The organism is Pseudoclavibacter sp. RFBJ3 (assembly GCF_002931375.1).
Taxonomy (GTDB): Bacteria; Actinomycetota; Actinomycetes; order Actinomycetales; family Microbacteriaceae; genus Pseudoclavibacter.
In genome coordinates this window covers 51,449-63,194 of sequence record NZ_PSXZ01000011.1, presented here as the reverse complement: position 1 = coordinate 63,194, position 11,746 = coordinate 51,449, and the positions used below count along the sequence as shown (strand labels likewise).

The 11,746-nt window shown below is 68.9% G+C and carries 11 protein-coding genes; 8 read left to right on the top strand and 3 right to left on the bottom strand.

Going from position 1 to position 11,746, the window contains the following annotated elements; genetic code table 11:
• Position 1: 1 nt before the first annotated feature.
• Positions 2-1,531, top strand: a complete 1,530-nt coding sequence (locus tag C5E07_RS11795; RefSeq protein WP_104299570.1) for a tripartite tricarboxylate transporter permease — start codon at positions 2-4, stop codon at positions 1,529-1,531.
• A gap of 22 nt (positions 1,532-1,553) precedes the next feature.
• On the opposite strand, the gene C5E07_RS11790 is transcribed toward C5E07_RS11795, so the two are convergent.
• Entirely contained in the window at positions 1,554-2,486 is a 933-nt protein-coding gene (locus tag C5E07_RS11790) for a LysR family transcriptional regulator (RefSeq protein WP_104240956.1), read from the bottom strand.
• A 77-nt stretch (positions 2,487-2,563) separates the two neighbouring features.
• On the opposite strand from C5E07_RS11790, the gene C5E07_RS11785 reads away from it, so the two are divergent.
• Positions 2,564-4,303 carry an L-aspartate oxidase gene (locus C5E07_RS11785; RefSeq protein WP_104299569.1) on the top strand — a complete coding sequence of 580 codons (1,740 nt, stop codon included), beginning with the start codon at positions 2,564-2,566 and terminating at the stop codon, positions 4,301-4,303.
• A gap of 154 nt (positions 4,304-4,457) precedes the next feature.
• Here the strand turns inward: C5E07_RS11785 and C5E07_RS11780 are convergent, their stop codons facing one another.
• Together C5E07_RS11780 and C5E07_RS11775 are read right to left on the bottom strand one after the other, a co-directional pair.
• Complete coding sequence (locus tag C5E07_RS11780; protein WP_104299568.1) at positions 4,458-6,161, bottom strand: BCCT family transporter; 1,704 nt, start codon at positions 6,159-6,161, stop codon at positions 4,458-4,460.
• A 69-nt stretch (positions 6,162-6,230) separates the two neighbouring features.
• Positions 6,231-7,175, bottom strand: coding sequence for a flavin reductase (locus tag C5E07_RS11775; RefSeq protein ID WP_104299567.1), 945 nt, complete (start codon positions 7,173-7,175; stop codon positions 6,231-6,233).
• 117 nt (positions 7,176-7,292) lie between these two features.
• Here C5E07_RS11775 and C5E07_RS11770 point away from each other — a divergent pair, with 117 nt between their 5' ends.
• From C5E07_RS11770 to C5E07_RS11745, 6 genes are read left to right on the top strand one after another with little or no spacing between them, the layout of a single operon-like run.
• A complete protein-coding gene (locus C5E07_RS11770) occupies positions 7,293-8,000 on the top strand; it encodes a GntR family transcriptional regulator (RefSeq protein WP_104240960.1) in 708 nt (235 codons plus the stop codon).
• Positions 8,001-8,053: 53 nt separating this feature from the next.
• Positions 8,054-8,710, top strand: coding sequence for an amino acid synthesis family protein (locus tag C5E07_RS11765; protein WP_104240961.1), 657 nt, complete (start codon positions 8,054-8,056; stop codon positions 8,708-8,710).
• Positions 8,707-9,258, top strand: coding sequence for an amino acid synthesis family protein (locus C5E07_RS11760; protein ID WP_104240962.1), 552 nt, complete (start codon positions 8,707-8,709; stop codon positions 9,256-9,258). The genes C5E07_RS11765 and C5E07_RS11760 overlap by 4 nt, the downstream gene beginning before the upstream one ends.
• A 12-nt stretch (positions 9,259-9,270) precedes the next feature.
• A complete protein-coding gene (locus C5E07_RS11755; protein ID WP_258063914.1) occupies positions 9,271-10,044 on the top strand; it encodes an alpha/beta fold hydrolase in 774 nt (257 codons plus the stop codon).
• Positions 10,037-11,518, top strand: coding sequence for an aldehyde dehydrogenase (locus tag C5E07_RS11750; RefSeq protein ID WP_104299566.1), 1,482 nt, complete (start codon positions 10,037-10,039; stop codon positions 11,516-11,518). Before C5E07_RS11755 ends, C5E07_RS11750 begins: the two co-directional genes overlap by 8 nt.
• Positions 11,519-11,524: 6 nt before the next feature.
• Positions 11,525-11,722: a 2-hydroxymuconate tautomerase gene (locus C5E07_RS11745; protein WP_104299565.1), complete on the top strand. Its 198-nt coding sequence runs from the start codon at positions 11,525-11,527 to the stop codon at positions 11,720-11,722.
• The last annotated feature ends 24 nt before the right edge of the window (positions 11,723-11,746 follow it).

Below are 11,746 nucleotides of genomic sequence, written 5' to 3'. Positions count from 1 at the left end.
CATGGAAACGCTCCAACTCCTCATGGAGGGGTTCGCCGGTGCCCTCACCTGGCAGAACCTCATGTGGGTCTTCGTCGGCTGCCTCCTCGGGACCGCCGTCGGCGTGCTGCCGGGCCTCGGCTCCTCGATGGCGGTCGCCCTCCTGTTGCCCGTCACGTTCTCGCTCGAGCCGACGGCCGCCTTCATCATGTTCGCCGGTGTCTACTTCGGTGGCCTCTTCGGCGACTCGACCATGGGCATTTTGATGAACACGCCCGGCCAGGCGTCAGCCATTGCCTCCACGTTCGAGGGCCACAAGATGGCGCTGAACGGTCGGGCCGCCCAGGCGCTCGCGACGGCCGCCATCGGCGCGTTCATCGGTGGCTTCATCGCCTCGATCGTGGTGGTCTTCCTGGCCCCTGCGCTCGCCGACTTCTCCAGCAGCTTCGGGCCGGCGGAGTTCTTCGCCCTCGCAGTGTTCGCGTTCGCGGCGACCTCCACGGTGGTCACCGACAACGTCGTCAAGGGGCTCACGGCGCTGTTCATCGGCCTCGGCATCGCGGTCATCGGCATCGATGGCGTCTCCGGCGCCCCGCGCTTCACGATGGACTCCCCACAGCTGTTCGACGGCATCTCGCTGGTGACCGTGACGGTCGCGGTCCTCGCCCTCGGTGAGGTCATCTACGTCGCCTGCCTCGAGCGGCACGTCAACGACAAGGGCATGATCCGTCCGAAGGGTCGCCCGTGGCTGAGCCGCAAGGAATTCAAGGAGGCAACCCCGGCCTGGCTGCGTGGCACCGTCATCGGTCTCCCGTTCGGCGTGGTGCCGGCCGGCGGCTCCGAGATCCCCACGTTCCTCGCCTTCGGCTTGGAGAAGCGACTGGATGCGCGCCGCAAGGACCCGCAGTTCGGCAAGGGCGCGATCAGGGGCCTCGCAGCCCCGGAGGCCGCTGGCAACGCGACGACGGGTATGGCGATGGGCGCGCTCCTGGCGCTCGGCCTCCCCATCTCGGCGACGGCGGCGATCATGCTCGCCGCGTTCCGTCAGTACGGCCTGCAGCCGGGACCGCTGCTCTTCGACCGCGCCCCCGAGCTGGTCTGGGCGCTGCTCGCGAGCTTCTTCATCGCCATGGTGGTGCTGCTCGTCCTGAACCTGCCGTTCGCGATGCTGTGGGCGAAGCTGCTCCTGATCCCGCGTCCCTACCTGTACGCGGGCATCACGATCTTCTGCGCGCTCGGCATCTACGCCACGTCGGGTTCGACGTTCGACCTGCTGATGCTGCTTGGGGTCGGCCTGCTCGGCTTCCTCATGCGGGCCCTCGACTTCCCGATCGCACCGCTCATCATCGGCATGGTCCTCGGCCCGCTCGCCGAGACGAGCCTGCGGGACGCGGCGATGAGCGCCAACGGCGACTTCTCGGTGCTGGTGCAGGGGCCGATCGCGATCGCGCTCTACACCCTCCTGGCGCTGGTGCTCGCCTTCACCGTGCGCGGCCGCCTGGTCGCTCGCAAGCGTGCGAAGCAGGAGCAGAAGGAGCTCGTGAACAGCTAGCGCGCCGTTCCCAGCACCAGCCTCACGGCTCCACGCTGCTGGTTCCCGGCGTCTGGCCGACCATGGCGGCGGCGATCGATTCGATCGTCGCCGCCATGGCGCGTGCGGCGCGCGAGAGGGGCACGTCGCTCCGGTGTGCGAGGCTCACGGTGCGCTGCAGGATGGAGCTCGTGAGCCTGGCGGAGCGGAAGCCCGCCCGCCCGCGGATGACCATGGCCGGCACGACCGCGACGCCGAGTCCGAGCTCCACGAAGCGCAGCACCGCATCCATCTCCGGCCCCTCGACCACCACGTTCGGTCGCAGATCGGCCTTGAGGAACGCGGCCTCTGCTGTGGCACGGAGGTCGTAGCCCCGCGAGAAGACCACTTGCGGGGCGGCGGCAAGCTCCTCGAGGGAGATGGTGGGGGAGCGGATCGCCGCGGCGCCGTCGACGGGGGATACCACGACGAGTTCCTCGTTGAGCAGCGGCAGCCTGGTGAGGGTGGCGCGCGGGGTCTGCCTGGATTCGGGAGTCGTGATGAGCGCGAGATCGAGCGCGCCTTCCGCGAGCTGCTCGATGAGGCCCTGGGAGCCGCTCTCCGAGACGTGCAGCTCGATGCCGGGATGCGAGGCGTGGAACGACTGCAGCGCGTCCGCGACGAGGCTCACGCACAGCGAGGGCGTGGCGCCGAGCCGCACCGTGCCCCGCTTGAGGTCGGTGAGCTCCGCCATCTCGCGCCGCACCGAGTCGGCGTCGGCGAGCATTCGCCGGGCGAGCGGGAGCAGGGATTCACCCGCATCGGTGAGCGCGACTCGACCTGGCGTGCGGTTGAAGAGCGGCGCGCCGAGGTCCTGCTCGAGGGTCGAGATCTGGCGGCTCAGCGAGGGTTGCGCGAGGTGCAGCACCTCCGCCGCCCGTGTGAAGTGCCCCTGCGAGGCGACCTCCACGAAGCTCCGCAACTGGTCCAGGTTCATGCCGATAGCCTACGCGCATCAGGACGAACAGGACTATGCATTGGAGTAATCATCGGGCGCTCTCTAACGTTGCTGACATGACCGCGACCAAGTCCATCGAACGCCAGATCTCCACCACCGTGCTCGTCATCGGAACCGGCGGTTCCGGCCTGCGCGCCGCCATCGAAGTCGCCGAGCAGGGTGTCGACGTGCTCGCCGTGGGCAAGCGCCCCAAGCACGACGCCCACACCTCGCTCGCCGCCGGCGGCATCAACGCGGCCCTCGGCACGATGGACGCGGACGACAGCTGGCAGCAGCACGCCGCCGACACCATCAAGGAGAGCTACTGGCTCGCCAACCCGCACACCGTCGAGATCGTGACCCGGGGCGCCGAGCAGGGTATCCGCGACCTCGAGCGCTACGGCATGGGCTTCCAGCGCGAAGGCGACGGCCGCATCTCGCAGCGCTTCTTCGGCGCCCACAAGTTCCGCCGCACCGCCTTCGCCGGCGACTACACGGGCCTCGAGATCCAGCGCTCCCTCGTCGCCCGCACGGAGCAGCTGAACATCCCCATCCTCGACACCGTCTACATCACCCGCATCCTCGTGCGCGACAACGTCGTCTTCGGTGCCTACGGGTTCGACATCAACGACGGCACGAGGTACCTCATCCACGCCGACTCGGTGATTCTCGCCGCCGGCGGGCACAACCGCATCTGGCGCCGCACCTCCTCGCGACGCGACGAGAACACGGGCGACTCGTTCCGCCTCGCCGTCGAAGCCGGCGGGCGCCTGCGCGACCCCGAGCTCGTGCAGTTCCACCCCTCCGGCATCATCGAGCCCGAGAACGCGGCCGGCACGCTCGTCTCGGAGGCCGCCCGCGGCGAAGGCGGCATCCTCACGAACGGCCTGGGGGAGCGCTTCATGGAGCGCTACGATCCCGAGCGCATGGAGCTCTCGACACGTGACCGGGTCGCGCTCGCCGCGTACACCGAGATCAAGGAGGGCCGCGGCACCGCGAACGGCGGCGTCTGGCTCGACGTCTCGCACCTGCCCCGCGAGACGATCATGAACCGCCTGCCGCGCATCTACCAGCAGATGCTCGACCTGCAGATGCTCGACATCACCGTGAGCCCGATCGAGATCGCGCCGACCGCCCACTACTCGATGGGTGGCGTGTGGGTTCGCCCCGACGACCACGGCACCGACGTCGACGGGCTCTACGCGATCGGCGAGGCGTCGAGCGGCCTCCACGGCGCGAACCGCCTCGGCGGCAACTCGCTCATCGAGCTGCTCGTCTTCGGCCGCATCGTCGGCCGGGCGGCCGTGGCCCACTCCGAGGGGCTGGATGCGCAGCTCCGGTCTCCGGCAGCCGTCGCGCAGGCCCGCGGCGAGATCGACGAGCTGCTCAGCGCGGACGGTCGTGAGAACGTGCGCGCCCTGCAGCGTGCCATCCGCGACACGATGACCGAGTACGCGGGCGTCGTGCGTGACGAGGAGGGGCTCAAGGCCGGCATCGCAGCGCTCGACGTCATCGAGGCTCGGATGGAGGACGTCGGCATCCACCCAGACATCGCCGGGTTCCAGGACCTCGCGCACGCCTTCGACCTCAAGTCGTCGGCGCTCGCCGCGAGGGCCACCCTGGAGGCCGCCCTGGAGCGTCGCGAGACGCGCGGCTGCCACAACCGCAGCGACTTCCCCGATCTCGACCCCGCCATGCAGGTCAACCTCGTGTGGTCGCCGGGCGGCGGCATCACTCGGGAGGAGATCCCACCCGTCCCCGCCGAGATCGCCGAGCTCATCGGCGAGGTCTCCGTGGAGGGCAAGCTCGTCGAATAGCTCTCCAGGGCTGGAGCAGACATCACCTGTCCTCTCGCCCCTCTCCTCCGCCCACGCCGCGAAATACCGAACCGGGAGCTGAGTTGTGGTCGGTTCAACGGTATGTTGACGACCACAACTCAGCTCCCGGCTCAGGTGTCTCGGGGCGCGGGGGTCAGGGACGCGGCGACTCGGGATTCGGCTTGCGCCTCGGGCCGTGCTCCGGCAGGCGCAGCACGCCCGTCCGGAGGTCCTCGCGGCGCACGTCCCTCGTGTAGTCGAAGTGCGGATCCTCACGCAGCTGCAGGATGAGGGAGATGCCCAGCAGCGCGACGATGATCGTGAACGGCAGCGCCGAGAGCATCGCCGCCTGCTGGAGCGCCGCGAGTCCACCCGTGAGCAGCAGCAGGGATGCGCACAGGCCGGTGAGGAGGCCCCAGATCGCGAGGACCGGCTTGGCCGGTTCGAGTGCGCCCCTGGAGGAGAGCATGCTCAGCACGAACGTGTTCGCGTCGGCACCCGAGATGAAGAACAGCACGACGAGGACGATCGCGACGATCGACGTGATCTCCACAAGCGGCAGGTTCGAGAGCATCTCGAAGAACGCCGAGTTCACGTCGGCCGTGGCCGCGGTGCCGATGCTGCCGTCGCCGTCGAGGTCGAACTTGATGGCCGAGCCGCCGAAGATCGTGAACCAGCCGAAGAACACGAGGCTCGGCACGACCATGACGCCGAGGACGAACTGGCGGATGGTGCGGCCGCGCGAGATCTTCGCGAGGAAGACGCCGACGAACGCGCCCCAGCTGAGCCACCAGGCCATCATGAAGTACGTCCACCACTGCATCCACTGACCGTCGTCGGCCGTGAGCGGGGTCGTGAGGCTCATCTCGAAGAAGTTGCTCACGTAGGCGCCGGTCGAGCGCACGAAGAGGTTCGTGATGAAGTTCGTCGGCCCCACGAAGAAGACGAAGATGCCGAGGGCCACCGAGGCGAGCATCGTGATCTGCGAGATGTACTTGATGCCGCGGTTCACGCCAGACAGCGCGGAGAGCGTGAAGATGACCGTGATGACGGCGATCACGAGGATCTGGATGAAGGTCTCCGTCGGCAGCCCCATGACGCGGTTGAGGCCCTCCGTGATCTGCGAGGCGCCCAGCCCGAGGGACGTCGTGGTGCCGAACAGGGTCGCGATGATCGCGAAGATGTCGATGACGTTGCCGAGCCACCCGTCGACGCGGTCGCCGAAGATGGGGCGCAGCATGGGGGAGACGAGCCCCGTGTTGCCCTTGCGGTGCGTGGAGTAGGCGATCGCGACGCCGAAGACGCCGAAGACGGCCCAGGCGTGGGGGCCCCAGTCGAAGTAGGAGAACTGCATGGCGACGACGGCGGCCTCGACGGTGCCGGACTCGGCGAGTCCGTGCGGGGGCGTGACGAAGTGGGAGATGGGCTCGGCGACGCCGTAGCTGATGAGGCCGACGCCCATGACGGCCGAGAGGATCATGGCGAGCCAGGCCCACGTGCTGAACTCGGGCCGGTCGCTGTCAGCACCGAGGCGGATGCGCCCGAACCGGCTGCAGGCGAGGTAGACGAGCAGGCCGATGCAGCCGATCGTCACGAGGAGGTACGACCAGCCCACGGTCGCCGAGGCCCAGGTGATCGCGGCCGTCATGGATCCGTTGAGCGTGTCTGGCGAGATCGCCGCCCACGAGACGAACGCCAGGATCAGGCCGATCGATACCCAGAAGACGAGGCCGGGTCGGTGACGCAGCGCGTCGGCCGCGGCCTGGGCGCGACTCGGGCCGGACGTCGGCTCGAGCCCGTGACCATCGAGTGCGTCGTCATCATGCAGCTCGGGCTTCGGAGGATGGTGAAGAGTCATGGTGTTGCTCCACTTCGGAGGAGGCAGGCCCGGGAGGGCGGAACGGTCATCGCGGTTGTGATGACCTGGTCAGAGCTCTGAGAGCCCTCGTCCATCGAAGAACTTGCCGGCCTTGTACAGAATGGGCGCGTCGTCGGTGGTCGTCGCGTGGTGCACGCGGCCGATGAAGATGGTGTGCGTGAGCGCCTGGAAGCGCTCTTTGATCTCGACCTCGATGGAGGCGGAGGAGCCGTCGATGAGCGGGCTGCCCTCTGGCCCTTCGTGCCAGGTGATGTCGGCGAACTTGTCCGGGGACTTGGAGGCGAAGGTCGCGAGCACGTGCTGCTGCTCGCTGGACAGGATGTTGATGCCGAGGTTCGTCGACCGGAAGAGCGAGGGGTACGTGGACGACGACTTCTGCACGCACACGAGGACGAGGGGCGGGTCGAGGGACACCGAGGAGTAGGCGCTCACGGCGAGTCCGCGGGGGCGGCCCTCCTCGTCCTTCGTCGTGACGACGGTGACGCCGGAGATGAACTGCTTGTTGAACGCCTTGAGCATCTCGCGCGGGGGAGCTGCGGACTCGTCGGCGTAGTCGGCGTCGGCATCCTCGAAGGCCGAGTGCAGGGAGGGGAGGCCGAGGTGGGTGAGCAGCTCGCCGGAGTCCCAGGTCACGCGCTCGGAAGAGACGCGTCCGTCGCGCAGGGTGCCGTAGTTGGATCCGTTCGTGACGACGCGCTTGCCCGTCGGGGGGACGGTGCCGAGCGGCTGGCTGAACGTGCCGTCTGAGGTCCAGAAGACGGCGAGCGCGTCGTCCTCGACCAGGACCTGGTCGATGCGCGTGACGAGGTCCGGGAACGCGGCGCGCACCTCGGTGACCTCCTGCTTGAACTCGTCGAGTGTGGACACCCGACCCGATCTTGTGCTCTCGCGCCGATAATCCGTGGTCACGAGGGCTTCGAACGCACCGAAGTCACCCCGATCCCAGACGTCGGACCATGCAGCTGCGACAGCATCTTTGATGTTTGCTTGCATGCAACGGAGCGTAACCCTGGGTTCATGCATGCGTCAACGCTTGGTTGTAAACGTTGTGTTTCCTGAGAAAAATCGGAGTCGTTGACAATTCTGTGGCATGCCAGCTAGCGTTCTTGTATGCAACAGATCACGCCGTTGGGTCTCAGCGATGAGGCGTACGCAGACCTCCCTCTCCTCGAGCGACTCCGCCGTCTCGTGACGAGCGGCACGTACCCACCCGGCGACCCGATGCCGGAGCTCGTGCTCGCGCAGGAGTTCGGCGTGAGCCGCACCCCCATCCGCGAGGCGCTCAAGCAGCTGGAGAACGAGGGTCTCGTCGAGATCCGTCCCCGCGTCGGGACGTTCGTGCGAACACCCACCCGGCGGGAGATCGTCGAGCTGTTCCAGCTCAAGGAATCGCTGGAAGGGCTCGCCGCGAACCTGCTCGCCCGCCGCGGCCCCACCTCGGAGGTCGCCGCCCTCTCGCGCAATCTCGACGAGAGCGACGCCGCCGCCAAGGCCGGCGACACGGCTGAGTACGCCCGCCTCGTGCACGAGTTCCACTGGACCATCGTGCTCGGCGCCGACAACGCCAAACTCGCGGAGCACTACGAGCGCCTCATGAACCAGCTCGCCTACCACCGCATCGTGCTGCGCACGATCGAGCGCCCCGGCCGTCTGCTCGCCTCCAACCACGAGCACCGCGCGGTTGTGCGCTCGATCGTGGAGAAGGATGCGATCGGCGCCGAGTTCGCCATGCGAACGCACGTCGAGGCGTCGAGCCGCGCAGCCCTCGCGCCGGCCGATCACGGCAACCCGGCCGACAGCGAGTCGATCACCGCCTGAGTCGCCGACGCCCATCCGGGCACATCAGACGTTCGAGGAGACCAGGAGCCACCATGACCACCACCGCCACAGCGACCGAGCGTCGCGGCGAGACGCTGCGCGAGCGCGCCGTCGCCCTCGGCGTGCGCAAGATCTCGACTGCCTACGAGGACATCATCTCGGACGGCGGCGTCGACGCCCCGACCGCGATCCGGCAGGCGAGCGCCGTCGCCGTCGTCCGCAACCCGTGGGTCGGGGCCGGACCCATCGCCGACCTCACGGAGGCCACGTCCGAGATCGCCCCCATCGTCGCCAAGCTCCTCAGCGACCGCCTCCTGGAGGCGCTCGGCGGGGCCGCGAACGTCGAAGCGTTCGGGAAGGCCGCCGTCGTCGGCGTCGACGGCGAGATCGAGCACGCCGGCGCGCTCATCCACACCCCGTACTTCGGCAACCTGCTCCGCGAGTTCCTCGAGGGCACCTCGATCATCTGCTTCTCGGACACGAGAGCCGAGGCCGGGGGCGACCTGCGAGTGCCGCTCTGGCACAAGACCGCCGCGGCAACGCGCAGCCACTACCAGTCGCTCGACGTGCACCTCGCGGATGCGCCGCACCGCGACGAGATCGCGGTCATCGCGGTCGCGTCGTCCGGCCCCCGCCCTCACCCCCGGATCGGAGACCGCACGACCGACGTGAAGGTCACCTCCGACATCCTGAAAGGAATCGCAGCATGAAGGTTCGCAGAGTCATCACCATCGTCGACGAGACACTCATCGAGGGCGGCCGCACGGTCTCGCCCGCGGCGAGGACCGCGGTCGTCGCCGCCATCATCGAGAACCCGTGGGCCGGCCAGGGCTTCGTCGAGGACCTGAGCGCCGGCATCGACGCCGTCGCATCCGAGCTCGGAGCGCTGCTCGCCCCCCGCGTCATGGAGGCACTCGGAGCACCGCTCGAGGCATACGGCAAGGCCGCGATCATCGGGTTGAACGGCGAGGTCGAGCACGGCTCGGCGCTCATCCACACGCTCAAGTTCGGCGACCACTTCCGGAAGGCGGCGAACGCGAGCACCCTGCTGCCCGCCGTCGAGAAGCGCGGGCCGGCCGGTGTCGCGTTCGACATCCCGCTCAAGCACTTCACCGACGCGACGATCCGGTCGCATCATCAGTCGTTCGAGGTGCGGATCGCGGACGCGCCGCACCCGGACGAGATCCTCGTCGCCCTGGCCGGGGCTGCCCAGGGGCGCCCGCAGCAGCGACTCGCGGCGCTCTCGACCGAGCTGTAGCGGGGCGCCGACGTGAGCTCGACGCCGACACGCACGCCCATCGTGCTGCTGCACGGGGTGGGGCTCGATCGGACCATGTGGGGCCGCGTCGAGGAGCTGCTCGACCGGCCGACGATCGCCCTCGACCTGCCGGGGCATGGAGCCCAGCCGCGGCTGCGCGGGGCGATGTCGCTCGCCGAGTTCGCGGCCGACGTCGCCGAGCGACTTCCGAGCGGGCCGGTCCACCTCGTGGGCTTCTCGCTCGGGGCGCTCGTCGCCCAGCGAATCGCGAGCCACTCGATCGACCGAGTCCGGTCGCTCGTCTGCGTCAGCTCCGTCTGCCAGCGGACCCCGGAGGAGCGCGACGCCGTGCTCGCCCGGCTCGCCTCTGCGCGGACCGACTTCGCAGCGACCGTCGAGCGCTCGCTCGAACGCTGGTACTCGGGGAGCGACGTCGCTCCCGAGACGGTCGACGCGACGAGGCGCGTGCTCGAAGCCAACGACGTCGAGTCGTTCGGGCACGCCTACGAGATCTTCGCGACGGGTGACCGGCAGATCGAAGCTGATCTGGCGTCCATCTCCGTCCCGACCCTCGCCATCACGGGGGAGCTCGACCCCGGCTCGACGCCCGACATGAGCCGCAGGCTCGCGGCCGCCATCCCGGATGCCCGGTCGCGCATCGTCGCCGGCGTGCGGCACATGCTTCCCGTCGAAGCGCCCGAGGCCTTCGCCGCGGAGCTCGCGGAGCACATCGAAGACACGGAACTCGCCAACTCCAGGCACCACGAAGGAGCACACCATGACTGACCGCTACGGACATTTCATCGACGGGGGCTGGCGCGATCCCGCCGGCGGCGCCTACTTCGAGAGCATCAACCCCGCGACCCTCGACGTGCTGTACGAGGCGGCGAGGGGCGACGCCGCCGACGTCGAGCTGGCGGTCTCCGCCGCCAGCCGGGCGTTCGAGGCGCCGAGCTGGCGTGGCCTCACGGCGACGCAGCGGGGCAAGCTGCTGCGCCGCCTCGGCGACCTGGTAGCCGAGAACGCCGACGAGCTCGCCCGCCTGGAGAGCCTCGACAACGGCAAGCTCCTGCGCGAGATGCGCGGCCAGCTCGCGTCACTGCCCGAGTACCTCTACTACTACGGCGGGCTCGCCGACAAGATCCAGGGCTCGCAGATCCCAACCAGCAACCTGCAGATCCTCAACTACACGCAGCACGAGCCGCTCGGCGTGGTCGGCGCGATCACGCCGTGGAACTCCCCGCTGACGCTCACGACCTCGAAGCTCGCGCCTGCGCTCGCAGCCGGGAACACCGTCGTCATCAAGCCCAGCGAGTACACCTCGCGCACGGTGCTCCGCTTCGCCCAGCTCGCGAGCGAGGCCGGGTTCCCCGACGGCGTCGTCAACGTCGTCACGGGCCTCGGCGCGGAGGCAGGCGCGGCGCTCGTCGAGAGTCCCCTCATCGCGAAGATCTCCTTCACGGGGTCGACGCGCACGGGCTCGGCCATCGCGGCGAGCGCGGCGGCACGCTTCATCGGATGCACGCTCGAGCTCGGCGGGAAGAGCCCGAACATCGTGTTCGACGACGCGAACATCGAGAACGCGGCGATGGGCGTCATCGCGGGTATCTACGCCGCGGCGGGCCAGACCTGCATCGCCGGGAGCCGCGTCTTCGCGCATCGCTCCGTCTACGACGAGCTGCTCGAGCGCGTCTCCGCTCGTGCGAAGTCCATCGTCATCGGCGACCCCCTCGACGATGCGACCGAGCTCGGCCCCCTCGCCTTCAGCGACCAGCTCGAGAAGGTCAGATCGTATGTCGGCATCGGTGTCGACGAGGGCGCGACCCTCTACGCCGGAGGCGGCCGCCCCGACGTGCAGCTCCCCGGCTACTACTTCGAGCCCACCGTGCTGACCGACGTCACCAACAGCATGCGCGTCGTCCGCGAGGAGATCTTCGGGCCCGTCGCCGCCATCATGCCCTTCGACACGGAGGACGAGGTCGTCGGGCTGGCCAACGACACCGAGTTCGGCCTCGCGGCCGGCGTGTGGACGCAGAACCTCGCCCGCGCCCATCGCCTCTCGCGTCGCCTCGACGCCGGCACCATCTGGGTCAACACCTACCGCGCCATGTCGCCCATGTCGCCGAGGCAGGGCTTCAAGAACTCCGGCGTCGGCATCGAGCACGGCATCGAGTCCATGCACGAGTACACGCGCCTCAAGAGCGTGTGGATCAACACCGACGAATCGCCCGTCGCCGACCCGTTCGTGATGCGGGGGTAGGGCCGCATGCCACTCATCGACATCTCCATCGCCAAGGGGCGCACCCCGGAGCAGCTCAGGGCCCTCATCGACGGCGTGCACCGCGTCGCAGAGGAGACCGTGGGCGCCGCACCCGAGAACATCACGGTCGTCATCCGCGAGATCGAGCACGAGCACTGGTCTCGCGGGAACACCACCATCGCGGAACGCGCCAGCCGCCGCTGACGGCAGCAGCACCTCCACTCTCGA